Raw genomic sequence first — 26,740 nt, 5'->3', positions numbered from 1 at the left:
AATAATATAAGTAATGAACTTTGATAAATACACCATAAAGTCACAGGAGGTGCTGCAAAAGGCAGCTGAAGTAGCTACTGGTGGTGGTCAGCAGGCTATAGAGCCCGGCCACTTAATGAAGGCCATTCTTATGACCGGTGAAAATGTGATATCTTTTCTGATTAAGAAATTGGATGTTAATCAATTACACCTGGATAATAAGCTGGATGAAATCATTAATAGTTACCCAAAAGTAAGTGGACAGCAGCCTTATTTATCTAATGATGCGGCCAGTGCTTTACAGCGTGCAGAGAAGGAGCTCAAAGAGTTTGGAGATGAGTATATAGCTGTAGAACACGTCATTTTAGGGTTGCTGGGCGGAAACGAAAAGGTGGCCTCATTGTTAAAAGATGTAGGATTTGATAGGAAATCATTAATAACAGGAATTAAAGAGTTGAGAGGAGGTGATTCAGTGAAAGATCCCAATGCAGAATCAAAATACAGGTCTTTGGAGAGGTACTCCATTAACCTGATAGAGCAGGCTAAAGCGGGGAAAATAGACCCGGTAATTGGTCGTGATGAAGAGATAAGAAGGGTGCTTCAGATATTGTCTAGAAGGACTAAAAACAACCCTATTCTTTTGGGTGAACCAGGAGTGGGTAAAACGGCCATTGTGGAAGGTATGGCGCAAAGGATAGTAGATGGGGATGTGCCTGAAAACCTGAAAGATAAGATATTGATCTCTTTGGATATGGGGCTTTTGGTGGCAGGAGCTAAGTACAAAGGAGAGTTTGAGGAGAGATTAAAAGCGGTAATTAAAGAGGTTTCCGACTCTAATGGGCAGATTATTTTGTTCATAGATGAGATCCATACGCTGATAGGTGCTGGTGGTGGCGAAGGAGCTATGGATGCGGCTAACTTGCTGAAACCTGCGCTGGCCAGAGGTGAGCTACATGCTATTGGAGCTACCACGCTTAAGGAGTATCAGAAATATGTAGAGAAAGATAAAGCTCTTGAAAGAAGATTTCAGTCCGTAATGGTAAATGAGCCGTCAGCTCAAGATGCTATTTCTATTCTTAGGGGTATTAAAGATAAATATGAGATACACCACGGTGTGCGTATAAAAGATGATGCAGTAATAGCGGCTGTGGAGCTTTCTAATAGGTATATCTCAGATAGACATTTGCCAGATAAGGCCATTGACTTGATGGATGAAGCGGCTTCTAAGCTGAGGTTGGAGATGGATTCTCTGCCTGAAGAATTAGATGAGCTGAATAGAAAAATCATGCAGCTGGAGATTGAGCGCGAGGCGATCAGGCGAGAGAAGGATAAGGAAAAAGAAAGGTCTTTGACTAAAGAAATAGCAGATCTTACTGATGTCAGGAATGACCTGAAAGCCAGGTGGGAAAATGAAAAAGCAGTAGTTCAGGGTATCCGAGAGCAGAAGGAGAATATTGATAAGCTGAAGTTTGAGGCGGAGCAAGCCGAGAAGTCTGGTGACTTTGGTAAGGTGGCAGAGATCAGATATGGAAAGTTGGTAGAAGCTCAAAAGCAGCTAGAGGAAAATCAGCAAAAAATGGCTGAGATGAAGGGTGAAGGCCTGATGAAAGAAGAGGTAGATAGTGAAGATATTGCAGAAGTAGTTGCCAGGTGGACGGGCATACCTGTCGCAAAAATGCTACAAAGTGATCGTGAGAAACTTCTACACCTGGAGCAGGAACTTGGTAAGCGTGTGGCTGGTCAGGAAGAGGCTATTCAGGCACTTTCTGATGCAGTGAGAAGAAGTAGAGCAGGACTGCAAGATCCGAAAAGGCCTATTGGTTCGTTTATATTCTTAGGAACTACAGGTGTAGGTAAAACGGAGCTGTCTAAAGCCTTAGCGGAATACCTTTTTAATGATGAAAATGCTATGGTGAGGATAGACATGTCAGAGTATCAGGAAAGGCATGCGGTGAGTAGATTGGTAGGAGCGCCTCCCGGATATGTAGGGTATGATGAAGGCGGCCAGCTTACAGAAGCGGTGAGAAGAAAACCTTACTCAGTAATACTGCTCGATGAGATAGAAAAGGCTCACCCTGACGTGTTTAACATACTGCTCCAAGTGCTCGATGATGGTAGACTGACTGATAATAAAGGTAGGGTGGCTAACTTTAAGAACACTATTATTATCATGACTACCAACATAGGCTCAGGCATTATTCAGGATAGCTTTGAAGGTCTTAATGAGGAGAATGTAGAGCAGGTGATAGAGACCACGAAGCATCAGGTTTTTGAATTGCTGAAAAAGTCAGTAAGGCCTGAGTTTCTTAACAGGGTTGATGAGACTATCATGTTCCGACCGCTGTCTAAATCTGATATCAGAAAGATTGTAGATATACAATTTAAGATTATTAGAAAACGACTGGAAGAGTCTGGCGTGAAACTTGAAGTTTCAGATGCAGTACTTGATCACTTGGCTAAGATTGGTTTTGATCCGCAATTTGGAGCCAGACCATTAAAAAGAGTGATACAAAGAGAGATATTAAATGAACTGTCTAAAGATATTTTGGCAGGTAAAGTCAATAAAGATGCTATTGTGGGCGTTAACCTTAATGAGGACAAAACAATAGAATTTATAAATCTTGATGAAGTTGAAGTTTAGGAATGTGAAGTTGGTAAACTGGGTTTAGGTTGAACAGGCTCCGGGGTGGTTCCCGGAGCCATCTTTTTGTTCATTACTTAAATGCCCATAGTTATTTTAATATCGTCAGCTATCTGTCTATTGTATTCGAAAGATAGTTTTTGATAGTTAATAATGTCAATAATAGTACCTATATAGCACAAGCCAGCTGTAAAGAAATAAAGAAGGCCCATGCCTATTTGGTTAAGTGCAAAGCGCTGAATTCCTGCAATACAAAACAAACCCAGGATGGCAAAAATCAATGTCTCTTGAGGCTTTCTTCTTCTTGCCCTGTAAACAGAGAAAAATTTGGCCGCCTTTTCTTCAGTTAAAGAACCTATTATCATTTGGATATAGGCCAGTTCCTCGCCCTCTAATTCGGGTATATGATCATACGTGTTAGCCATAGTTTTAATTATTTGTTGTTATAAATTGAGTTTTCAAAAGAGTTATCACCCTGAAAGATAGCACCATTATGGCGAATATTCCTAGAGGGTGAGCTTTCAGTGAAGCTATAAAGTGTCCATGAAATGCCAGCGATATGGATTGACCCAGTCCACAACCCGGGCAAAAATGGAAATTAAGATTTTTTAAGGGGCATAAGGTGAAATGCGGCTCTTCTGGAGATATAAAAGCCAGATAAATAAGTGCGGCAATCCAGATGATAGCCTCAACAGGAATATGTTTTATGCCCTTTTTCAATGAATGAATTCTGATTTTATTTTTTTTACGCAAAATAACAGATCAGGGTTAGGATCTGATGATAAGTGGTGTGTTTTGGTTTTAAAGTAGATCCTCATCAATGTCTTGACGACCGATTATGCGCATAATTTCTATGCTGTTCGTGTTTTTTATTCGGTAATAAATATTATCAACACCGCAGGTGCAACGTCGGTATCCGGGCCGTATGAAGTCAACAGCTTGATATAGGTAAGGCTGATGAGCAATTCGCTCAAATTGAGAAAAGAATGCGTAAAAATATTTGTCAGCCTGGTGCTCTCCAAAAGTGCGTACGCCGTACTGGTGAATGCGAATTAGGTCAGATTTTGCTCTTTCACTAAGCTTATAGTTCTCCATTTTGATGTAGCTCATCCTTAGATAATGCAAGGATTTCGTCTCGGTTCATTTTAGTGAATCCACTTTGTTCTGCTTCGATAAGTTTTTTTCTAAGCCAGTCTAATTTCTTCTCTTCTTCTGCTCGTGCCTTTCTGATTAAGTCATTCACTAATTCGCTTTTACTAGTATATTCTTTACTTTCAATTTGTGCTTTTAGCCATTTGTCATTGGGTTCAGTAAAGGTTATGCTTTGTCTGGCCATAGTATTTTATTGATGTTAATTTGATGTAAAATTACACCAAATTAACATCAAATACAATTGTCGGTTTTAGGAGTACAGAGAGCTTTATAAATAAAAAATGCGCTAATTAACCCACTAGCGCATCTTTTGTAATATTTATGAAATTAAAAGCTATCCTTTCAATTCCAGAGTCACAATATTCTCCACGTGATAAGTGTGAGGAAACATGTCCACTGGCTGCACATCGGTCACTTCATAATAGTCGCCTAATAGTGCAAGGTCTCTTGCTTGTGTAGCTGGGTTGCAGCTTACATATACTATTCTTTGAGGTCTGGTGTTTATGAGTACCTCGCATACATCAGGGTGCATGCCTGCGCGTGGAGGATCAGTAATTACTACATCTGGTCTGCCGTGCTCAGCTATGAAGTGATCTGTAAGCAGGTCTTTCATGTCACCAGCAAAGAATTTAGTGTTACTAATATTGTTGATTTCAGAGTTTACTTTGGCATCTTCAATGGCCGCTTCTACGTATTCTATGCCTATTACTTCTTTTGCGTTGGCAGCTATATAATTGGCAATGGTTCCTGTGCCAGTATATAAGTCATATACTAGTTCTTCTCCGGTGAGTTTGGCCATTTCCCAGGCTTTCTTGTATAGAGCTTCAGCCTGTTTTGCGTTAGTCTGGAAGAATGATTTAGGACCTATTTGAAATTTCACATGCTTATCAGGAGCATCTGGCAGCTGCATTTGCTCTGTGATGTACGGTAAACCGTGGTATGTAACTACCTCCAAATCATTATAAGTCTCATTCTTTTTAGTGTTGATCACATAATTCAGAGAGGTGATCTGAGGAAATTTATTCTTAAGTGCATCCAATACAGCAAAAAGATATTCCTCATTATCTCCTGCTACTTGAAGAATAACCATGACCTCGCCTGCTACTGTGTTTCTGATGATTAGGTTTCTCAAATAACCTTCCTGAGTAATAAGATCGAAGAAGGGTATGTTGTTAGCTTTAGCCACTTCCTTGACCGTAAGGCGGATGTCATTAGAAGGGTCTGGCTGTAAATAGCAGTGGTTGATATCTAATATCTTGTCGAATCTTTTTGGGATATGGAAGCCCAGGGCATCACGATCCAGATCTTCATCCTGAGAGATTTCCTCTTTAGTGAGCCAGCGTTTGTTAGAGAAGGTGAATTCCAGCTTGTTTCTATAATATCGGGTTTCTTCAGAGCTTAATATTCTTTTGGCTTCAGGTAATGGTACTTTTGCTATTCGTTCCAGGTTATCTACTACTTGCTGATGTTTGTAGTCCAGCTGTGTTTGGTAGTTGATATGTTGCCATTTGCATCCGCCGCAGGTTCCAAAATGTTCGCAGAAAGGCTCCGCACGCAGGGAAGAATATTCGTGAATGGCTACAGGGATGGCTTCAAGAAAGGATTTTTTCTTTCTTATTACCTTTATGTCGGCGGTGTCACCCGGAGCTACACCTGTTACAAATATAACCTGTCCGTCATACCTTGTAATGCACTTGCCTTCCGCTGCAATACCTTCAATTTTTATATTTTTTAAAATTTTATTTTTTAACTTCATGCTTGTACTTATGCTTTGGTATTATGGAACTTATTGCTCTTTCTGAAAAATAATGATACTCATTTTATATTAATGAATATTTGATTATAATCAGAAACACCTAATCTCTTCAACTCCAATGAAAAGAAGTTTTTTACTTATTTGCTTTCTGGTAATCTGCAAAGCTAGTTCATTTGCTTCTCATATCGTAGGGGGTGAATTTGAATTAGTCTATCTTTCTGGAAATAATTATAGGTTAAATCTTATTATTTACTTCGATGAGATTAACGGAAACCCGGGAGCTAAGTATGAACCGACGCCAATAGCATGGATTTATCGTAAGAGTGATAATAATAGAATGAGGCAGATCTCTCTGCCCTTCAGGAGTGAGTCGAAGGTAATTTACAGCTTGCCGGACTGTCAGGATGATGCTGTGGTGAATACCACTCGAATGGTCTTTTCATCGGTGATTACGCTTGATCCTAATGAATATGCTAGTCCTTCAGGGTACTATATTGCCTGGCAGCGATGTTGTAGAAATTATACTATCCAAAATATTTTCTCTGAAGATCCTGATGCTGCCGGAGTGGCTGCAGGTCAGACGTTTTACCTGGAAATACCTCCTTTAATAAAAGATGGAGAGCGATTTATTAATTCATCTCCTCAGCTATTTCCTCCACTGAGCGATTATGCTTGTGTGGATCGTAGTTTTTATGCTGATTTTAGAGGTAGTGATGTAGATGGAGATTCTCTGGTTTATAGTTTGGTGGAGCCTCTTAATACCCCTTCTGCTGATCCGCATCCGCAGCCTCCTTCGAGTGCGCCATACCCTACGGTGCAATGGAGGGGGAGTTATGGCATTAATAATATTATGCATGGAGACCCGGATCTTTATATCAGTGATAATGGGCTTTTGAGGGTGACGCCTTCAGAGCAAGGGCTTTTTGTTTTTGCGGTCAAATGTGAAGAATATCGTGATGGAGAGAAAATAGGGGAGGTGCGCCGTGATTTTCAGATGGTAGTTGTGGACTGTGAAGATCCTGGTGAAGCTCCCGAGCTAAGTATTAACCTTGAAGATGGGAGTACTTATGTTGAAGGAGATGTGCTGGAGTTTTTGGCAGATGATGATAAATGTGTGGAGTTTGAGGTGCAAGATGCGAAAGGAGGGAGGGTGAATTTTAATCTTGATCCTGTAGGTTTTGATTATGAAAATTACACTGTTAATATCATTGGGCAGTCGCCTTCTGGTGATAATTTGCGCGCCAGAGTATGTTTTACTGATTGCCCTCCTGAGCAGGATTTGCCGTTTGATATTGATTTTATCGGTCTTGACCGTACCTGTCCGCAGCCATTACAAGATACGGTCAGGCTCACGGTGCTTATAGAGCCGCCAGCTAATGAGTTGCCTGAAATTACTCATAGAGAAGATGGTGTAGGAAGTTATTCTAATGCGGCTTTAAGGTATGTTGAAGTAAATGAACAGGCCGGAGGTTTGAAGATAGTCAATATTTTGGGGCAAGATGCCGATGCTGATTTTATGGATATTATGTTAGATCCAGTGGATTTTGAGTTGGATGACTATGGTTTCACAATAGTGAATAGGAGGAATCAAGTAGGGCTGTTAGAAACTTGGTTAGAATGGAATTATGACTGCCAGACCGTAAGTTTTGATGGTAAAACGGAGTTTGAAATATTAGTCTATGTGGAAGATTCTGATGACTGTGAGTATGAAGATCCGGTGCTGCTGACCCTGAATCTTGAGATTAACCTTCCTTTTAACAGTGAGCCAGATGTTTATAGCAATGACTTTGAGTTAACAACTGAGTATGTCCGTTTTACTTCTGACTTAAATAATGTCATTCGTTTTGATGTAAGCGCACTTGATCAGGATGGTGACCGAACAGTGCTCAATGGAATGGGGGCTAATTTTAATTTTGCTGACTATGGTATTACTTATGCCGGAGCTGTTGGTGAAGGTGGTGCCAGTCCTACGCAGCTCAGCTCCGAATTTGTATGGGATCTCAATTGCGACTTTTTTTCTTTTGAAGAAAAGGATTCTCTTAGAGTCTATTTTTTTGCTGAAGATGATGATAAGTGTGATATAACCAACAGAGACACCTTAACGGTTGATTTTATTTTGTATCCACCGCCTAATAGTGATCTTTCTTTGCAGGTAGTGGGGCGTGGTGAGACAGTTTTACAAGGTAGTAATATTACTATTACGGTAGGGGAAAGTATTGCTCTAGGTTTGTCAGGGCAGGATGATGAGGGAGATGCGCTGTTATTAAGGCAAATCAATAAAGATGTAGAGCTTGGTTATAAGTTTAATGATGTTAGAGGTTTTGGTTCGGTGAGCTCCGATTTTACCTGGACCCCAGGCTGTTCTGCTCTAAAAGGAGAGAGCGAGGCGCAGTATTTATTGGAGTTTATTTTGTCTGATGACCATTGTTATTTTTCTGATGCAGATACATTGAGATTGAATGTAACTATAAAGGATATCGATAATAAAAGCGATCAGTTTCTACCTCCTAATTTCTTCACCCCGGCAAATCATGATGGCCTAAATGATTACTTCGGAATGTATAAGCAGGTGGAGGGATCAGAAGAATTGCGAAACATTCTGCCTTTAGATAATTGCGCAGGGCAATTTGAAGAAGTGGTGATTTTTAATAGATGGGGGCAGAAGGTGTTCAATAGTAGTGATCGCGACTTTAAATGGTATGGTAGCGCTGTTCCTTCCGGAATATATTATTACTATATCCAATATTCTAATATACGTTATAGAGGAGCGCTCACTTTAATGAAGTGATGCCTTACATGAAATTCACTTTTTTTAATTTGTCTGTTTTGATGTAAGCTTTCTTGCCTTGCCATTCGGTTTGGGTCCATACATCCTGATTTTTGTATACGGGCAGCCTATGACCTTTTCCTATAATGGCTACTACTTCGGCTCCTGCGGAGGGACCTTCCATCACGTAGGTGTTAGATTTTACTACTATGCCTTTATGATAATCTCTGCCAAAGTTTAGGGTGTAAAATAATAACCCTAATACCAAAGCATTTAGTATGGCCGGAATTACAGGGCTGTATTCGCTATTCTTTTTATATCTTATAATTATGGCAAAAAGTATGATTGAAATAGCTAGTAGAGCATATATGATCTGGTTGAAGTACTTAAAAAATACCGTTTCAAAAAACTCAAAATCATCATAAGTATAGCCTTCAAGATCTTTTTTGTCAGCCAACTCTTCCATTTTAGAAAGCACTTTTTTATCTGAGGTTTGCAGATAATACAAGTTAAGGTAATAAAGCGCCATGCTATAATCTCCCAGTCCTTCTTTTATGTAAGCCATCTTTAGCAGCATGGCAGGAGATGCTTTCTTTTCTGCAGTAAGTAGCTGCTCATAAAGCTTAAATGATTCAGTGAACTTTTTAGCATTAAAAAGCGAGTCAGCATCCTGAAGTGTTGAAGCATCCTGATTCTCGGCCTGAGAAAAAGGAACAGCTAAGCATATGAACGAGATAATGAAGAATAAACGCATAATGAATACTTTTAACCAGCTGCAAATATAATGGTTCAATTTTTTTTAACGTGATATCTGCGCTAAGATTGCGAGAACGGTGATTTTAGAGGTAGAAACGGATTTTTTTAATTTTTTTAAACTGAAGCTTTTGTATTTTAGGTCTGAAACATTACTTTTGCATCTCCATTCACAAAAAGGGTCTTAAAAAGTTCCTTTGGACTGAAAAAAATGGTAAGATTCCGTAGCTCAGTTGGTAGAGCATCTCCCTTTTAAGGAGAGGGTCCTGGGTTCGAGCCCCAGCGGGATCACAACCCGGCCACTTAGAAAAGTCTAGGTGGTTTTTTATTGTAAAGTGTTGATTATGAGACGAAATTTTTAATTTGTCTTCTTAATTTTTAAAAACACAATGTTTGCATTTTACATTGAAAGTATTACTTTTGCAGCCCTATTTATGAAAGCTTAGAAATGAGTTTTTTTAAATATCTGTTAAGATTCCGTAGCTCAGTTGGTAGAGCATCTCCCTTTTAAGGAGAGGGTCCTGGGTTCGAGCCCCAGCGGGATCACAAAAAGCCACTTAGATTTCTAAGTGGCTTTTTTGTTTTATAGGCTTTTTTTATAACTCATCTAGAAGGGTGAGTAGCTTTTGGGGTCTGGTTAAAAATGGAGAATGATCAGAGTACTGAATCACATGGATGGTGATGTCTGGGTACTGATTGCACATATATCTCTGAGCTCTGGGCGTAATGGCCTGGTCTAGCCGGCAAGCAATATATACCTTTTTTATGTTGTCGAAATTACTACTAAGAGATACTGGAGTGGTAAATGTGCTTAAAGGTTGAGGCACTAGTAGGGTAGTCATTAACTCTATTTCAAGCTCAAGTCTAGGTTTGTCTACAGCATAAGTTAAGTTGTAAAATGCGTCTACGTAAGAGGCTTCAGGAATGTATACACTGTCTCCATTTATTATAATATTCTGAGTTACTACTGATCCTGTGTCTAAAGAAGCGATATCTAGCAGGCTTTGGCCATCAGTTAATAAAAAAGCGGATACAAAGACCAGTTGTTTTACATAGGAAGGTAGATTTTCTGCGGCTTGTGAAATAACTACACCTCCATATGAGTGTCCTACCAGCGTAATTGACCCTCCTATTTCAAGCATTTTATTAGTAACTGTATTTACATGCGAGGCCAGGGTTACGTCTCCAACAGCGGTTTTGTCGGTTCCAAGACCGGGAAGCTGAACGGTATAGACCTGATGTCCTAGTTGGGTCAGGCCTTTTACTATTTTAAACCATGATCCTTCCGGGTGCCAGGCTCCATGTACCAATAGAAATTTTTGGCTGGTGGTCATTCTTGTAGGGGAGGCTGTGGCTTCAGATGAGCTGAGGATTTCTTCTGTAGAGTTGGTGGGTTGATATTCGTGGTGGTTGTCCTCACAGCTTAAGATAATTAGTGAGCAGATAATAAGGGATAATAGTATAAATCTCTTCATATTAAAATATTTATGTTTTGTTTTGGTAATTGTGCAAAAGTAGTAGGTTGAAGTGCTGGCAATCAACTGAATGTCAAACCATAGCTTACTTGGTTTAACTAATTGGATTATTAAGGATTAGTAAGTAATGAGGAGGGATTGTCTAAAGTGTCTTTGTTTGTAAGGTTATCTCAAATGGTAGTTTTTTTTTGTCGTAGGAGCTTGTTACAGAGGCATAATTGGTCCTGAGTGAAGTGAAAGTGGTTTTGGTTAATATTCTTTCAGTAGGGAGGAGGTTGGCTTCGTTATCATTTTAAGTAATTATTACTTTTAAAAGTAATTTGGTGCATAGTGATGAATGGCTTTATTTACACCTTTCTGACAGATTAAATGAGGTTTATAATTAAACCTTTCTTTTATGAAAAATCATCGAAAAAATAAATTCAGGTTCTTTTTAACTTTTAAAAAGTAATAAGGCCGATTAAATCAATTAATCGGCCTTTTAATTTATAGTCCTTTCAATATGTTAAGAAGTTGATTGGGCCTGGATAAAAACGGTGAATGATCTGCATTTTGTATAGTATACACTTGCACGTCTGGATAATTAGAATACATATTTTGTTGAGCTTGTGGAGTGATTGCGCGGTCGTCAGTACAAGAGATGTACACTTTATCGAGATTGTTGTATGCTGATGATAAAGAAATTGGCGTGGTGAATGTTGCTAATGGTTGAGGTACTAGCAATGTCTTTATAAAGTATATATCTTCATCAATGTTTTTATTATTAGAGTTTTGTCCGTAGTTGTAAAATGCATTTTCATATGCATCTTCCGGTATAAATACGCTGTCGCCTGTAATCACAATATTTTGGGTAACTACAGAGTTGAGGTCGGTGGCGGCTATATCAAATAAGCTCTGCCCATCATTGAGCATAAAAGCAGATACATACACCACTTGATCTACGTATGAACTTAGGTTTTCTGCTGCCTGAGAAATAACTACGCCACCATAAGAATGGCCTACTAATGTGATGCCGCTCCCTATCTCTTGCATTTTGGAGGTAACAGCATTTACATGTGTGGCTAAGGTAATCTGGCTGATCGGAGTTCTGTCAGTGCCTAAGCCTGGAAGTTGAATGGTGTGTACTTCATGGCCAAATTTTTCGAGACCTACTACCATTTTGTTCCATGAGCCTTCAGGGTGCCAGGCTCCGTGTACTAGTAAAAATTTCTTGTCGCCTTTTTTCTTGGCATTAGTCTGAGATGATTCTTGAGTAGATAGGGAAGGGTTGGTTTTTGAAAAGGTAGGTTGATAGTTCTCGTTATTGTTGTCCTCACAGCTAAAAAAAATAACAACAATCAATGCTAGGATGGAAAATTTTAAATTTCTCATTTTCAATTGTTTAAGATTTGTAATTGGAAAAGTGCAAAATTAATACGCGGATAGGGCGTGGGTCAACCGAAACTAAACGCATACCTTACTCTTGTGGTGGTCTTGGTTGTATTAGAATTTGGTTTTATTGATAAGTGTCTGTTTTATAAGTGTTTATGGTTTGTTTGGGTAGGGTTCCTCGCTAGCTTTTCGGGTTGGAGCGCTTGATAATTTAAATATCAAAGGCTAATCATTAGTAAAGCAGCCCTTTTAATACTTAGTGTGTATTTGGGAGAGAAGAACAGGATGTTGACGGTATTTATGGTGTGATTCTAAGTAGATGTATGTAGGGTATTGGAGGTATATTATTGTTTTTGATCCAAAATTGGAAATCCCCCTCTTTTATATACTAATTTTTCATATTAATAGGAAGAATTAGTTGTTCTTTTTTTAGTTAAACGACCCGTGATAGCAGTCGTATGGTGTGAGATAGTCATTCAGATGAAATTTAGTGATTTTACTTTTTGATGTGACTTTTAAGGGGTTAAAGAATGATCTCGTGTTAAAATAGATATTATTATAGCATAATATTTATTACAAGAGAAATGTCAATATGTCTACGGCGGTAACTAAAAACAAAAGAGGGTTTACGTATGTGCTCCCGGAGATCGGGAAAAAATTTATAGCGGAGGCTACAGTGGGGCACGGTCCTGTGCTCGATGTAGGTGCTGCTTATGGGGTAGCTACCTTGCCGGCCTTACGTAAAGGCTTAGAAGTAGTAGCTATAGATATTAATAAGGAGCATTTGGAAAGCCTGCAAGAGCGCGTTCCTGTTACTCATTCCAGAAGGCTTACTACTATGGAGGGTAATTTTCCTTATGTTAATTTTCCTGATAATCATTTTCAGGCTATTTACATTTCTCAAGTATTTCCTTTTTTGAAGCCTTTTGAGATAGAGATGGCTGCAGAAAAAATCTTTAGGTGGCTTAAGCATGGGGGTAAGCTCTATGTGGTAAGCTTTACTCCTTATTTAAGGCACTGTGAGTCTTATATACCTATATATGAGGCTAAGAAGGAGAAGGGTGAAGAGTGGGCAGGGTATATAGAGTGCTTGTCTGAATATAGTAAGGATAACCCTATTGCCAGTGCCTTGCCAGACTGTATCAATCATATTGATCAGGATGATCTTCATAGAGTGTTTTCTCCATTATTCGATATAGAACAATTATTCGTTTTTGGAGATCCTAATAACCATTTGCCTGACTGGATTAGGTATGATGGAAAAGAGAGAGTTGGAATGATAGCAAAAAAAGGCATATGAAAACAACAAAGATTCAAAACTGGGTGGATGTCAGCGAGCTGTCTAATAGTGATGTTCCTGATAATGTTTATGATTGGCTTACACCAGCTGCTTACAAGCTGAGTGATGGTATTAGGCGTACTTATGAAACCTTTGAATTAGTGAGGATAAGTGAAGGGATTGGGCGCCTTACCGAATATGAAAAACAGTATTTAAGAGGAGAATATGCTTATATAAGGCAAATTTTTCTTCTGGGCGACGAGCATCCGCAAGTGTATGCGCGTACAGTAGTGCCGTTGAAAATGTATACGGCATATAAATCATTATTTGATGAGCTGGGAGATAAGCCTATCGGGGAGAATCTTTTGTATAACAACCCTGGTATTACAAGGTCTCCTTTCGCTATTAGTATGTTTAATATGGCTCACCTTCCCTTTATGGCATATAGCCCAGAAGGGCGTTTTGCGCGTAGGCAGGAGTATATCTTGTCTTTGCCAATATGGAATAGACAGTCGGTTTTCAAGTTATTAGACTTGCCATTTGCGTTGATTACTGAGTCATTTTTACCAACAATAAAAAAACTTAAAAACTAAGTAGTAAATTAAATTAAGAAGTTATGGTTCTTTTAGAAAAAAGCAAGGGTGTTTTGGAGTATGATGAAAGTGCTCCGTGTGTTATTGGTAGGTTTACTGGATTTATGAAGAGTGATGAATTTCGCGCCTTTTTATTAAAAGGATTAGAATACTGCATTCAGTACAAACCGGAAGGAAAAGATATTATGTGGTTGGCAGACACTAGGTCTCACTCTGTACAGCAGAAGGAGGATACTGATTGGGTGGCAACTCACTGGAACCCTAAAGCCTTGGAGGCAGGAGTTAGGTATGTAGCTTTTATTGTGCCGGAGAATGTGTTTGGAGAAATGGCTGTGAAGAATTATATGAATCAGTCTACAAAATATGGAGGCAAGACCTTGCATATTGGTATGTTTTCAACCATCGATCAGGCCAAAGAATGGTTTAAAAAAAGAAACTAAAGTAGAAGTATAGTTATAATTTATAGTTTAATTAAAAAGGAGTGAGATTCGTCTTTCTCCTTTTTTTTATAATTTTTTTTGCAACTGGTTGCTCGTGATTATCGGTGAGGTAAAAATCCGGGGTAAAGTATGTGGCTAGCTAAATAGAGGTGTGGCGGTTGTAAGTACTTGAAGATGTTTTAGCTTAAATATTGATCCTTAATTTCATCATAAATTGATTGAAACGTAATGCGTTCGTAATCTCTATTTGGGATGTAATAGATGAATAAAATCCCAAATTGGGATTTTATTCATTTTGGCACCTTTCTTTAAAAATTATTAAGGTGTTGATTTTCAATTATTTATAGGGTTTGTTTTTTGCTAAATCGTTTGAGTACGAATTTTGCCTTCTGTAAGTTCCTTAATGTTTTCTGTTGGCTTTGAATTCTAAAGGGTTAGGTATGTGTGGAGTTTGAAGTTAGCTGATAAAGATTAAAGCCTAACCAGTTTTGAAATGAAAACAAATATTATCTATGAAACACTTTCTATTCTGCAGGAAGTGTTTGCTCGCATTATTACTCTCTTGTATGATAACGGCCATCCTGGCCAAAGGTTGTCATTGGTTCAATACTTTGAAACAAAGTTTTTATACAAAAGGCACATATTATCTGATTAGTGCATTTACTTAATTATTACGACCTGTGCTGATTTTCAGCTTTAACCAAATCAACACTTTAAATTACTAAAGCAGTATTTTATCATAAGCGCCTCTCTTGAGGTGCTGGACCTGAAACTCATGATAGTAAATAAATTTATACTAGGCATATCTCAAAGATCTTTTTTTAAAATGATAAACGTTATTTCCACGTTTGCATTGCTTGTTTCTTTACAAAATATAGTTTATGCGCAGCTAGCCAATAAAAACCAACATTATGCTGATTATGAGGATATCGGCATATTTTCCTTTAAAAGGAGTCATTATATTTCTAATAATGAGAGTATGATTTCTAAAGAAGATGTGAAAACTATCCTTGACAGGTCAATTCATTCAGGTGATGTTATTTCACCTTTGGGACTTGTAAGAGGGGGAGTCGAAGACAGCCTTCAATTATTAAACTTTTCCAAAAGTGTGGGTCAAATAATTGTTGAATATGATAGAATTCATGAATCTGCCTTTTTTTTGCTCACTAGCCATAGTCCTACAGCTGAAGACACGGATATTTATATGGCGGAGAACACCACTAAAACATTTAGTTCTACTGATTTCTCGAGTGATTTTAATGACCCTGATGGGAATCCTTTTGCGGGTATCCTTATCACTAGTTTGCCCTCAAAAGGAACCCTCTCTTATAACGGCTCACAGCTAACTGCTTCAGAGATTTCAGGATTGGATTTTGAAATAGCCGAAGCGAATATAAGTAAATTGACTTATTCTCCATTGCAAAATGAAGATGGTTCTGCGTATTCTAGCTTTACTTTTAAAGTGTACAATGGAAATGAATATAGTGCTAGTGACTATGTACTAAATGTAAATATAGAAGGGGGGGGGCTTAGCTGGCTTGACTTCTCCTGTAGTGCTTTGGCTCAAAGCTGATCAGTATGTGTATAAAGATAAAAACTCGTACAAGGCAGGTATGAGTGAAGCACAGGATGGTGATCAGGTATTGTCATGGAAAGACAGGTCTGGTTACCGATCAAATGCAGCTACTTCTCATCAGCTTAATACACCTCCTACCTTTTTGGCTGAAGGTATCAATTATAACCCTGCTATTGAATTTGACGGAAGTGACGACGCGCTGGATTTTTATGATGATTTTATATATGGAACAGGTGCTGCCTTATCCATATATATGGTGGTAGAACCTTATGATGATCCTTTAAAAACATCCCCTTATGTAATAGATCATGGTTTTTTAGGTAATGAAGGTTATGGTGTTGCTGTAGGTTCTGATGCTTATTTGTTTTACAGCCCTACGGATTTCCACGGTGTAGCAACAAGTAAGTCACCTCTTAATGAAAAGATCGCGAAGTCAGTAGTTGTTGGGGTAGAATATGATTTTACAAATACACAATCATTAATAATTAATGGCGAAACGATAGAATCAGTAGCCATCCCATCATTAGAAAGCATGTCGAGTTCAGTCATCGCTTCCAGCCCTACGCATGATGGTAGTTCCGGACCATTCACGATAGGTAGATCATCCAAAAGCGCTGCAATAGACAATGATGGAGGCAGGTATTTTTATGGAAAACTTGCTGAAATAATTATGGTCAATGACAAATTATCTGACACCGAGCGTGCAAAATTAGAATCTTACATGGCTCTTAAGTATGGAGTGGTACTTGATAAAACAAGATCATATCTGGCCAGCGATGGCACTACCTTGAGGGCTGCTGATGCTAACTACAATGTTGATGTCTTGAATGTAACCCGAGATGACGCCAGCAGTTTATATCAAAAGCAATCTAAAACAGCAGACGATTCTACTCGGATTTACCTGGGAACACTGGAAGTCACTAATAGAGCAAATTCCTCAACAATTTCCAATGACATTTCATCCATTATTCTGGCTCATGATGGAGGGGCTATGCATACTACCTCAGCAGGTAATCTAGACTTGCCAGATGGTAATGCCAGAATAGAACGAGAGTGGAAATTGGTAAATACCAATTTTTTAGATAATTACAGTCTGGATATGAAGGTCGCCAATATAAATGATCTTAAAACTATCAATGCCGATAAATTATTTTTGTTAATTGATGATGATGGAGACTTCACTGATGCAACAATAGTTAGAGCTGCAGATGGTATTACTTTTTCTAATAATACCGGCCTGATAAGTATTACAGGGATATCCACATCGCTAATACCAGCCAACAGTACCAGATATATTACGCTAGGCTATGAAATTAATGATGCACCATCTTTTACTGCCGGTGCCAACCAAAGAACAATTGAAGGGGCAGGAGCACAAGAGATTAAAAATTGGGCGACTGAAATTAAGAAAGGATCGGCTGAAGAAACTTCGCAATCTTTAAATTTTAATTTGTCTAATGATAATACAGCATTATTTAGTGTACCTCCCGCAATTGATGCTAATGGCACATTAACTTATACGCCAGCTAATGACGCTTCTGGAGTGGCTGTTGTGGATGTGGTCTTGAAAGATAATGGTGGAACTGCTCATGGCGGAGTGGACTCTTCAGCTCATGTTACTTTTAGCATTACCATAGAAAAAGTCTATAAGAGTCCTGTCTCTTCAGATCAGACTATTACTATGGATGAAGATAAAAGCTACAGTTTTTCAGCTAAAGATATTACCTTCTCAGACGATGATGGCGACAACTATGAATCATTCATTATTACCGCTCTGCCTGAAAAAGGTACGCTAAAGTATGATGGGGTAGCAGCAAAAGCTTTCGTTTATTATACAGATAGGTCACTGCTTTCTTTTGAGCCAGCCGCAGATGAAAATGGTACTGGCTACACCTCCTTTACTTTTCAGGTAAAAGACGATGGAGGATCAACAGGTAATACCGATGGCCTGATGGGCTACTATCCTCTTAATGGAGATGCTAAGGATTATTCGGGCCACGGGCATGATGGTACCGTTAACGGAGACCTTACATACAGTGTAGGTTATAATGATACAGGAATAGCTGCAGCATTTGATGGTGTAAATGATTATATAAATCTGGGTCCTCAAAAGGACTTTTTCACCAACAATAATACATTTTCTATCTCTGCGTGGGTGCAAATTGCAGGGGGAGATCGGTCTGTAATAGCAACAGCTACAAATCCGGCAGCCATAGAAAGCGGCAAAGCATCGTGGGGGCTTTCTTTAAGAAATAATGGTCAGACTTGGTTTTCTTGGATGACCTCGGGGGGGGCATCTGCCAGGTCTAGCACTACCACAAGTCACAACGTGGGTAGCTATAACCATATAGTATTAGTGGTAGATGGTGGCAATCACAATATTTATCTGGATGGAGTAAAACGAACCAAGGGGGGCTCATTTTCAGGTGCCTTTGATGAAGCACTTAATCTTTTAATCGGACACACTATTTCCGCTCCTGATGCTGAGTATTTAAATGGAACTCTAGATAACGTGTTGCTATATGATAAGGTGTTGACTTTAAAAGAGGTTCAAGAATTATACAGCTATCCATTGAATGATAATCTGAGTAAGAACCATACCATTACATTCAATGTAACGCCTGTACCTGATGCACCAACATCTAAAGACAATAGCATTACTGCTGATGAAGATGTGGCCTATAAATTTAGTGCCTCAGAATTTAATTTCAAAGATGTAGATGGAGACTCGATGAGTGCGCTTCAACTGCAAAGTTTGCCATCTAAAGGAACTTTAAAGTATAATGGTGTTAATGCGGAGGTTGGTAAAGATTACGCAAATCCTAGTCTGCTTACTTTTATAGCAGATGAGGATGAATATGGTGAAAATTATGCTTCATTCACTTTCAAAGTAAAAGACGATAGCAATGACGCTGCTACCCAATATAGTGAATCTTCCTACACTATTACAATAAGTGTTAATGCCGTAGAGGATCCGCCAATAGCTACCATTTTTGAAATCACTATCGATGAAGATGAAACTTTAACCTTTACAGGTTCTACTATTGGTTATTATGATGCAGATGGTGATTTTTTCCAAAATTTCAAAATTACTGGCTTTAGTGGGAAGGGAACCTTCAGTGGTGGAATTGTTGGAGAGAATGTGTTTTCAGGAGGTTTGAAATTTACACCTGATGCTAATGATTACGGCACTAACTATGCCTCTTTCAGTTATAAAATAAGAAGTGCCAATAATGTATGGAGCACTAAAGTATTTACATTAACCATTCATGTAAGATCGGTCCCTGATGCACCAACTTCTAAAGACAATAGCATTACGACCCTTGAGGATATTCCCCATGAATTTAGTGCCTCAGAATTTGATTTCAAAGATGTAGATGGGGACTTGATGAGTGCGTTTCAACTGAAGAGTTTACCCTCTAAAGGAACTTTAAAGTATAATGGGGCTAATGCTGAGGTTAATACCGATTATCAAAATCCCAGTCTGCTTACTTTCATTCCATCTGCAGACGAATTTGGTGCACCTTACAGTTCTTTTACTTTTAAAGTGAAAGATAACAGTGGTCATAGTGCCACTGAATATAGTAAGTCTTATACCATGACAATTAATGTCACACCTGTAAACGATACGCCCCAAATAGTGCAGAAAGACACATCAGTTTTTGAAAATCAAAAAATAGTAATGAAAATCATTGCTATAGATCCGGATTTGGCTACGGGAGATGTTCATACATATGACATTAGTGGTGGAGCTGATGCAGCGCTATTTAGCATTAGCTCTTCCACACAAGAGCTCTCTTTCAATATTGCACCAGAATTTGCTTCTCCGAATGATAGCAATGGCGATAATATATATGAGGTCCAGGTGCGAGTTACGGATAAAGAAAATGCTACAGACAAGAAGGATGTAAATATTACTATTCTTGGCAGCTTCATTACCACTTGGCAAACCACTACTGCCAATGAGAACATCACTATTCCGACCACAGGGGCAGGATATGATTATAATATAGACTGGGGCGATGGATCATCTGACCTCAACCAAACAGGAGATGCTACGCATACTTATAGCTCGGCAGGTAATTATAAAGTATATATATCCGGCGATTTTCCTCAAATCTCATTTTCAGAAAGTAATGTTACCAACGCTGAAAAATTGCTTACAGTAGAACAGTGGGGGCAAATATCATGGAGCAGTATGAAGGGCGCATTTTTAGGGTGTAAAAATTTAACTGTGCCTGCTACCGACGCCCCGGACTTAAGCAACGTAACAGTTTTAACTGATATGTTTAGCGGAGCAAGCAACTTCAATAGTTCCATTGACCATTGGGACGTAAGTAATGTTACCGAAATGGAGGCAATGTTTGCTGGAGCTGAAGCTTTTAACCAATCTTTAAGTAGTTGGACTATAGATAATGTTGAAAACATGGCATTCATGTTTTACTCAGCCACCTCTTTCGACGGGAATGTATCAGGGTGGAATGTGGAGAAAGTGACTGATATGCAAAGAATGTTTAAAAGCGCTTCCTCATTTAACCAAGATATTAGCAATTGGAATGTGGCTAGCGTTACAAATATGGCACAAATGTTTAGAGAAGCCACATCTTTTAACCAGGATATAAGAAACTGGAATGTATCGAAAGTTGCTGATATGACACAAATGTTTAGCGTTGCCTCTTCTTTCAATCAGGACTTAGGTAGTTGGCTTTTAAATTCCGCTGTTAACCTTGATCAAATGCTTTCAAATTCTGGATTAAGCTGCATGAATTATTCTGCCACACTTAATGGGTGGCTTACCAATAATTCTTCCGTAACAAATCGCATATTAGGTGCAGATGGTCTTGTTTATGGCTCCGATGCTGCAAATGCCCGCAATAAATTAATTAATAATCAAGGGTGGCAGATTATTAATGATAATGTCAAAAGCTCTGTATGCTCTCTGTTTGAAATTGAGGAGATAAAAGATGTATTGATTGGTGAGGGTGTGGCCTACTCTTCGCCAACACCCGTTGTTTCCGGAACACCAGTTGGAACGTTAAGTTATAGCCTGGGTGGAAAAGATGCAGCTGCTTTTACCATAGATGCCAATGGAGTAGTCTCTATGGTACCTAGAAGTAGGACTAATCCAGTAGATAGTAATTCGGATAATATCTATGAGGTTAGTATAACAGCAACTGATCAGAATGGAAATTATTACACCGAAGGTTGGTCGGTAACGGTATTTGATGCTTTTGTTACCACTTGGCAAACCACAGTAGCAAATGAAGCGATCACTATTCCTACCACAGGCGGAGGATATGATTATACAGTATACTGGGGAGATGGAAGCAGTAATACCCATGTTACTGGAAATATCTCTCACGATTATGCCGCAGCAGGAACTTATACTGTGTCCATTACAGGTGGTTTCCCTCGGATTTATTTTAACAATGATGGGGATAGAGAAAAAATACTGACTGTTGAGCAGTGGGGGAATATTGCTTGGACTAGCATGCAAAGAGCGTTTTATGGATGCTCTAACCTAAGAGTTAATGCAGTTGATGCTCCTGACCTCAGTGGAGTTACGGATATGTCCTATATGTTTGCTCGGGCTTCAGTACTTAATGATAATTTAAATCACTGGGATGTAAGTACAATCACCAATATGGACCTCTTATTCTATGAAGCTAGTACATTCAATCAGCCTCTAAACGGTTGGGATGTTAGTAGTGTAACCAGTATGAGAGCCCTGTTAAATGGAGCCTCGGTGTTCAATCAATCATTGTCTAGTTGGGACGTTAGCAACGTTACAAATATGAGCAGTCTTTTTAGTGGTGCTCATGCATATAATCAATCCATTGGCAACTGGAATGTGGAAAATGTGACCAATATGTCACAAATGTTTCGTAATGCAACCAATTTTAATCAGGATATAAGCAATTGGAAGGTAGGTCATGTGACTGATATGTCATCTATGTTTTGTGCTTGCAATGAACCAACAATTAATTTTAATCAAGACATTTCTAGTTGGGATGTAAGTAATGTTACTAACATGAGGTCTATGTTTTATAGAGGCCAATTTAATCAAGATATAAGTTCTTGGGATGTGAGTCATGTTACAAACATGAGTACTATGTTTTATTTGAATGGCAGATTTAATCAGGACTTGGGCAGTTGGGAGTTAAACTCAGAAGTAAATATGACTAGTATGCTTGAACGTGCAGGACTAGATTGTATTAATTACTCAGCTACACTCATAGGCTGGCAAACTAATAATCCCACCGTAACAGATAGAACTCTAGGAGCTAATAACCTAACATATGCAACCCATGCAGAAGATGCGCGAGATGCTTTAATTGATGATCAAGGCTGGACTATTTCAGGAGATGCACTTTCTGCATCAAGCTGTTTTAAATTTACCATAGATGATATAGCCGATGTAGATATAGATGAAAACACCGTGTATACTAGCGGTACGCCATCCATATCAGGTAGTTACAATGGATCTTTAACTTATACCCTTGGAGGGGCTGATGGCGCATTATTTAGTATAAATGATAAGACCGGTGTAGTATCTTTATCTAAACAAAACTATGAAGATCCTGCTGATGAAGATTCAGATAACGAGTATGAAGTAGAGATTACTGCTACCGATGAAAATGGAAATACTAATTCCACTGACTGGACAGTAACAGTAAATGATGTAAAAGAAGATGCTACATTTAGTATTACAGCGGTCTCTGATGCGAGTGTGAATGAAAACACTGCATATTCCTCTTCAGCGCAAAGCATTACTGGCTCACCAATCGGAGATGTTACTTATACAATCTCTGGGGGCGCAGATGCGAGCTTGTTCAGTATCAATGCATCTACTGGTGTGGTATCACTATCCGCTCAGGATTATGAAAACCCAGCCGATGATGACGAGGACAACGTTTATGAAATACAAATCACAGCAACAGATGAAGATGGTAATACTGCTTCGGCCAGCTGGACAGTAACAGTAAATGATGTAAAAGAAGATGCTACATTTAGTATTACAGCGGTCTCTGATGCGAGTGTGAATGAAAACACTGCATATTCCTCTTCAGCGCAAAGCATTACTGGCTCACCAATCGGAGATGTTACTTATACAATCTCTGGGGGCGCAGATGCGAGCTTGTTCAGTATCAATGCATCTACTGGTGTGGTATCACTATCCGCTCAGGATTATGAAAACCCAGCCGATGATGACGAGGACAACGTTTACGAAATACAAATCACAGCAACAGATGAAGATGGTAATACTGCTTCAGCCAGCTGGACAGTAACAGTAAATGATGTAAAAGAAGATGCTACATTTATTATTACAGCGGTCTCTGATGCGAGTGTGAATGAAAACACTGCATATTCCTCTTCAGCGCAAAGCATTACTGGCTCACCAATCGGAGATGTTACTTATACAATCTCTGGGGGCGCAGATGCGAGCTTGTTCAGTATCAATGCATCTACTGGTGTGGTATCACTATCCGCTCAGGATTATGAAAACCCAGCCGATGATGACGAGGACAACGTTTACGAAATACAAATCACAGCAACAGATGAAGACGGCAATACCGCTTCAACGGACTGGACAGTAACGGTAAATGATGTAGCTGAAACGGCTACATTTACTATCGATGCAGTAGCTGATGCTAGTGTGAATGAAAATATAGCATATTCCTCTTCAGCACAAAGCATTACCGGCTCACCAATCGGAGATGTTACTTATACAATCTCTGGCGGCGCAGATGCCAGCTTGTTCAGTATCAATGCTTCTTCTGGCGTGGTATCACTGTCCGCTCAGGATTATGAAAACCCGGCCGATGATGATGAGGACAATGTTTACGAAATACAAATTACAGCAACCGATGAAGATGGGAATACAGCCTCAACGGACTGGACGGTAACAGTAAATGATGTAGGCGAATCGGCCACATTTACTATCGATGCCGTATCTGATGCAAGTGTAAATGAAAATACAGCATATTCCTCTTCAGCGCAAAGCATTACTGGCTCACCAATCGGAGATGTTACTTATACAATCTCTGGCGGCGCAGATGCCAGTTTGTTCAGTATCAATGCTTCTACTGGTGTGGTATCACTATCCGCTCAGGATTATGAAAACCCAGCCGATGACGACGAGGACAATGTTTACGAAATACAAATTACAGCAACAGATGAAGACGGCAATACCGCTTCAACGGACTGGACAGTAACGGTAAATGATGTAACTGAAACGGCTACATTTACTATCGATGCAGTAGCTGATGCTAATGTGAATGAAAATATAGCATATTCCTCTTCAGCACAAAGCATTACCGGCTCACCAATCGGAGATGTTACTTATACAATCTCTGGCGGCTCTGATGCCAGCTTGTTCAGTATCAATGCATCTACTGGTGTGGTATCACTATCCGCTCAGGATTATGAAAACCCAGCCGATGATGACGAGGACAACGTTTATGAAATACAAATCACAGCAACAGATGAAGATGGTAATACTGCTTCAGCCAGCTGGACAGTAACAGTAAATGATGTAAAAGAAGATGCTACATTTATTATTACAGCGGTCTCTGATGCGAGTGTGAATGAAAACGCCGCATATTCCTCTTCAGCGCAAAGCATTACTGGCTCACCAATCGGAGATGTTACTTATACAATCTCAGGGGGCGCAGATGCGAGCTTGTTCAGTATCAATGCATCTACTGGTGTGGTATCACTATCCGCTCAGGATTATGAAAACCCAGCCGATGATGACGAGGACAACGTTTACGAAATACAAATCACAGCAACAGATGAAGATGGTAATACTGCTTCAGCCAGCTGGACAGTAACAGTAAATGATGTAAAAGAAGATGCTACATTTATTATTACAGCGGTCTCTGATGCGAGTGTGAATGAAAACACTGCATATTCCTCTTCAGCGCAAAGCATTACTGGCTCACCAATCGGAGATGTTACTTATACAATCTCTGGCGGCTCTGATGCGAGCTTGTTCAGTATCAATGCTTCTACTGGCGTGGTATCACTATCCGCTCAGGATTATGAAAACCCAGCCGATGACGACGAAGACAACGTTTACGAAATACAAATTACAGCAACCGATGAAGATGGTAATACTGCTTCGGCCAGCTGGACAGTAACAGTAAATGATGTAAAAGAAGATGCTACATTTAGTATTACAGCGGTCTCTGATGCGAGTGTGAATGAAAACACTGCATATTCCTCTTCAGCGCAAAGCATTACTGGCTCACCAATCGGAGATGTTACTTATACAATCTCTGGGGGCGCAGATGCGAGCTTGTTCAGTATCAATGCATCTACTGGTGTGGTATCACTATCCGCTCAGGATTATGAAAACCCAGCCGATGACGATGAGGACAATGTTTACGAAATACAAATTACAGCAACCGATGAAGACGGTAATACTGCTTCTACCGACTGGACGGTGACAGTAAATAATATAGTAGAAATCGAGATTTTTACCATTAATTCAGTTTCTGATGTGATAATTGATGAAAATAGCGCCTATACCTCGGCCTCACAAAGCATAACAGGGTCATATATTGGAGATATAACTTATACTATTTCTGGCGGTGATGATGGATCGCTATTTAGCATTAACTCATCCACTGGTGTAGTATCACTTCCGGCTCAGGATTATGAAGATCCTGAGGATGATGATGAGGACAATGTATATCAGGTTCAGATTACAGCCACAGATGAAGATCATAATGCTTCTTCAATCAATTGGACGGTAACGATCAGAAATTTGAATGATGAAGATCCAATAGTTCAGAACTATACAAATAGTACTTTACAAAATGAAGGGCTTACCGTAACTGCAACAAATGGTGTATTAAGTCAGGCCAGTGATCCTGATGGAGATGCATTATCAATTACTGGTTTTTCAATAGGCGGATCTAATTATACTGCTGGTCAAACCGCAGATATAACAGAAGGTCAGGTTACAATCGAAAGTGATGGAAGTTATGTTTTCGACCCTGAGGAGTCTTATTATGGATCTGTGCCCACAATTACATTTACAGTAAGTGATGGTGTGCATACCACAAATGGCACGCTGGGTATTACGGTAATAGAAATTAGTGCCCCTGTTGCTCAGGATGATAATATCGTTATTACTCTTAATGAGACAATCAATATTGATATTCTTGATAATGACTATGATGTAGCTTATGCATTAGATGTCAGCAGCATAGTTATAATAAGTGCTCCTCTAAACGGTACCGTGCAGATAGAGGCTGATGGTACGGTTACATATGTGCCAACCGATGATTATGAGGGTACAGATCAGTTTACTTATACCGTAAATAATGAAGCGGGAATCACTTCAAATGTGGCCACGGTGAGTATTAGTGTCAATAGAGCTAACAATGCCCCGGTGGCGGTAGATGATGGTACATATATAGTGACCAACTTGGATCCTATAATCATTTATGTATTAGAAAATGATAGCGATCCGGATGCAGGTGATGTGATCACTATTGTTAGTGTTACTGGTCCGGCTCATGGTAGAGTAGTCATAGAAGGAGATTATATAGTGTACTACCCTGATGGAAGCGGCATAGGTGAAGATACCTTTACTTACACCATATCTGATTCTTACGGACTTACTGACAGTGCCACAGTGTACTTAAATTATGAATACGAACCGCTGGAAATATCACAAGGATTTTCACCAAACAATGATGGAAACAATGATACCTGGTTCATTAGAAATATCGAAATGTTCAATAGCTCAATAAAGGTATATGACCGATGGGGGCTATTAGTGTACAAGAAAGATAATTATGAAAACGCCCAGGGATGGGATGGTAGAGGAAATACAGGTCAGGAATCAGGAAACACACTGGATGATGGTACATATTACTACATCATAAGCTTAGGCTCTGGTAAGCCATTAAGTGGATATGTTACTATTGTTCATTAAATAGAAA

General features: G+C 39.2%; 16 protein-coding genes and 2 tRNA genes. 10 read left to right on the top strand and 8 right to left on the bottom strand.

Annotation, left to right across the window (positions count from 1 at the left end; all coding sequences use genetic code 11):
- The first annotated feature begins 13 nt into the window (after nucleotides 1–13).
- Nucleotides 14–2,620 (top strand): ATP-dependent chaperone ClpB, encoded by a 2,607-nt coding sequence (clpB, locus tag LVD15_RS03035; RefSeq protein ID WP_233778812.1) that lies wholly within the window; start codon nucleotides 14–16, stop codon nucleotides 2,618–2,620.
- A 77-nt stretch (nucleotides 2,621–2,697) separates the two neighbouring features.
- Here the strand turns inward: clpB and LVD15_RS03030 are convergent, their stop codons facing one another.
- The 5 genes from LVD15_RS03030 to rlmD form a co-directional block, all read right to left on the bottom strand.
- Complete coding sequence (locus LVD15_RS03030) at nucleotides 2,698–3,045, bottom strand: NINE protein (protein ID WP_233778811.1); 348 nt, start codon at nucleotides 3,043–3,045, stop codon at nucleotides 2,698–2,700.
- A 4-nt stretch (nucleotides 3,046–3,049) separates the two neighbouring features.
- Complete coding sequence (locus tag LVD15_RS03025; protein ID WP_233778810.1) at nucleotides 3,050–3,340, bottom strand: DUF2752 domain-containing protein; 291 nt, start codon at nucleotides 3,338–3,340, stop codon at nucleotides 3,050–3,052.
- A gap of 81 nt (nucleotides 3,341–3,421) precedes the next feature.
- Nucleotides 3,422–3,715: a type II toxin-antitoxin system RelE/ParE family toxin gene (locus LVD15_RS03020; protein WP_233780923.1), complete on the bottom strand. Its 294-nt coding sequence runs from the start codon at nucleotides 3,713–3,715 to the stop codon at nucleotides 3,422–3,424.
- Entirely contained in the window at nucleotides 3,702–3,956 is a 255-nt protein-coding gene (locus tag LVD15_RS03015) for a ribbon-helix-helix domain-containing protein (protein ID WP_233778809.1), read from the bottom strand. The genes LVD15_RS03020 and LVD15_RS03015 overlap by 14 nt, the downstream gene beginning before the upstream one ends.
- 150 nt (nucleotides 3,957–4,106) lie before the next feature.
- Nucleotides 4,107–5,528 carry a 23S rRNA (uracil(1939)-C(5))-methyltransferase RlmD gene (rlmD, locus tag LVD15_RS03010; RefSeq protein ID WP_233778808.1) on the bottom strand — a complete coding sequence of 474 codons (1,422 nt, stop codon included), beginning with the start codon at nucleotides 5,526–5,528 and terminating at the stop codon, nucleotides 4,107–4,109.
- 118 nt (nucleotides 5,529–5,646) lie between these two features.
- Here rlmD and LVD15_RS03005 point away from each other — a divergent pair, with 118 nt between their 5' ends.
- Nucleotides 5,647–8,316, top strand: coding sequence for a T9SS type B sorting domain-containing protein (locus LVD15_RS03005; protein WP_233778807.1), 2,670 nt, complete (start codon nucleotides 5,647–5,649; stop codon nucleotides 8,314–8,316).
- A gap of 4 nt (nucleotides 8,317–8,320) precedes the next feature.
- Here LVD15_RS03005 and LVD15_RS03000 read toward each other — a convergent pair whose 3' ends face one another.
- A complete protein-coding gene (locus LVD15_RS03000) occupies nucleotides 8,321–9,049 on the bottom strand; it encodes an SH3 domain-containing protein (RefSeq protein WP_233778806.1) in 729 nt (242 codons plus the stop codon).
- A gap of 217 nt (nucleotides 9,050–9,266) precedes the next feature.
- On the opposite strand from LVD15_RS03000, the gene LVD15_RS02995 reads away from it, so the two are divergent.
- Together LVD15_RS02995 and LVD15_RS02990 are read left to right on the top strand one after the other, a co-directional pair.
- Nucleotides 9,267–9,339, top strand: a tRNA-Lys gene (locus tag LVD15_RS02995).
- 182 nt (nucleotides 9,340–9,521) lie between these two features.
- A tRNA-Lys gene (locus LVD15_RS02990) sits at nucleotides 9,522–9,594 on the top strand.
- A gap of 50 nt (nucleotides 9,595–9,644) precedes the next feature.
- On the opposite strand, the gene LVD15_RS02985 is transcribed toward LVD15_RS02990, so the two are convergent.
- Nucleotides 9,645–10,523: an alpha/beta fold hydrolase gene (locus LVD15_RS02985; RefSeq protein WP_233778805.1), complete on the bottom strand. Its 879-nt coding sequence runs from the start codon at nucleotides 10,521–10,523 to the stop codon at nucleotides 9,645–9,647.
- A gap of 486 nt (nucleotides 10,524–11,009) precedes the next feature.
- Nucleotides 11,010–11,894 (bottom strand): alpha/beta fold hydrolase, encoded by an 885-nt coding sequence (locus tag LVD15_RS02980; RefSeq protein ID WP_233778804.1) that lies wholly within the window; start codon nucleotides 11,892–11,894, stop codon nucleotides 11,010–11,012.
- A gap of 592 nt (nucleotides 11,895–12,486) precedes the next feature.
- Here LVD15_RS02980 and LVD15_RS02975 point away from each other — a divergent pair.
- The 6 genes from LVD15_RS02975 to LVD15_RS02950 all read left to right on the top strand — a co-directional run bounded on the left by LVD15_RS02975 (nucleotide 12,487) and on the right by LVD15_RS02950 (nucleotide 26,733).
- The gene (locus tag LVD15_RS02975; RefSeq protein ID WP_233778803.1) at nucleotides 12,487–13,194 is read left to right on the top strand and encodes a class I SAM-dependent methyltransferase; all 708 of its coding nucleotides are present in this window, start codon (nucleotides 12,487–12,489) and stop codon (nucleotides 13,192–13,194) included.
- The gene (locus LVD15_RS02970; protein ID WP_233778802.1) at nucleotides 13,191–13,766 is read left to right on the top strand and encodes a chorismate--pyruvate lyase family protein; all 576 of its coding nucleotides are present in this window, start codon (nucleotides 13,191–13,193) and stop codon (nucleotides 13,764–13,766) included. The genes LVD15_RS02975 and LVD15_RS02970 overlap by 4 nt, the downstream gene beginning before the upstream one ends.
- A gap of 23 nt (nucleotides 13,767–13,789) precedes the next feature.
- Complete coding sequence (locus LVD15_RS02965; protein ID WP_233778801.1) at nucleotides 13,790–14,206, top strand: hypothetical protein; 417 nt, start codon at nucleotides 13,790–13,792, stop codon at nucleotides 14,204–14,206.
- 493 nt (nucleotides 14,207–14,699) lie between these two features.
- Entirely contained in the window at nucleotides 14,700–14,861 is a 162-nt protein-coding gene (locus LVD15_RS02960; RefSeq protein WP_233778800.1) for a hypothetical protein, read from the top strand.
- A gap of 171 nt (nucleotides 14,862–15,032) precedes the next feature.
- A complete protein-coding gene (locus LVD15_RS02955) occupies nucleotides 15,033–15,779 on the top strand; it encodes a hypothetical protein (RefSeq protein WP_233778799.1) in 747 nt (248 codons plus the stop codon).
- On the top strand, nucleotides 15,760–26,733 hold the full coding sequence (locus LVD15_RS02950) for a BspA family leucine-rich repeat surface protein (protein ID WP_233778798.1): 10,974 nt from the start codon (nucleotides 15,760–15,762) through the stop codon (nucleotides 26,731–26,733). Before LVD15_RS02955 ends, LVD15_RS02950 begins: the two co-directional genes overlap by 20 nt.
- The last annotated feature ends 7 nt before the right edge of the window (nucleotides 26,734–26,740 follow it).

Source organism: Fulvivirga maritima (assembly GCF_021389955.1).
Taxonomy (GTDB): Bacteria; Bacteroidota; Bacteroidia; order Cytophagales; family Cyclobacteriaceae; genus Fulvivirga; species Fulvivirga maritima.
This window is presented reverse-complemented; position numbering and strand designations above follow the sequence as displayed.

Bases quoted from the DNA above. Each gene is read 5' to 3' on its own strand.
- LVD15_RS02965 (WP_233778801.1), top strand. From the start codon at position 13,790: ATGGTTCTTTTAGAAAAAAGCAAGGGTGTTTTGGAGTATGATGAAAGT.
- LVD15_RS03000 (WP_233778806.1), bottom strand. From the start codon at position 9,049: ATGCGTTTATTCTTCATTATCTCGTTCATATGCTTAGCTGTTCCTTTT.
- LVD15_RS02970 (WP_233778802.1), top strand. From the start codon at position 13,191: ATGAAAACAACAAAGATTCAAAACTGGGTGGATGTCAGCGAGCTGTCT.
- LVD15_RS03030 (WP_233778811.1), bottom strand. From the start codon at position 3,045: ATGGCTAACACGTATGATCATATACCCGAATTAGAGGGCGAGGAACTG.
- LVD15_RS03020 (WP_233780923.1), bottom strand. From the start codon at position 3,715: ATGGAGAACTATAAGCTTAGTGAAAGAGCAAAATCTGACCTAATTCGC.
- LVD15_RS03005 (WP_233778807.1), top strand. From the start codon at position 5,647: ATGAAAAGAAGTTTTTTACTTATTTGCTTTCTGGTAATCTGCAAAGCT.
- LVD15_RS02960 (WP_233778800.1), top strand. From the start codon at position 14,700: ATGAAAACAAATATTATCTATGAAACACTTTCTATTCTGCAGGAAGTG.
- LVD15_RS03015 (WP_233778809.1), bottom strand. From the start codon at position 3,956: ATGGCCAGACAAAGCATAACCTTTACTGAACCCAATGACAAATGGCTA.
- LVD15_RS02980 (WP_233778804.1), bottom strand. From the start codon at position 11,894: ATGAGAAATTTAAAATTTTCCATCCTAGCATTGATTGTTGTTATTTTT.
- LVD15_RS02955 (WP_233778799.1), top strand. From the start codon at position 15,033: ATGATAAACGTTATTTCCACGTTTGCATTGCTTGTTTCTTTACAAAAT.
- LVD15_RS02985 (WP_233778805.1), bottom strand. From the start codon at position 10,523: ATGAAGAGATTTATACTATTATCCCTTATTATCTGCTCACTAATTATC.
- rlmD (WP_233778808.1), bottom strand. From the start codon at position 5,528: ATGAAGTTAAAAAATAAAATTTTAAAAAATATAAAAATTGAAGGTATT.
- LVD15_RS02975 (WP_233778803.1), top strand. From the start codon at position 12,487: ATGTCTACGGCGGTAACTAAAAACAAAAGAGGGTTTACGTATGTGCTC.
- clpB (WP_233778812.1), top strand. From the start codon at position 14: ATGAACTTTGATAAATACACCATAAAGTCACAGGAGGTGCTGCAAAAG.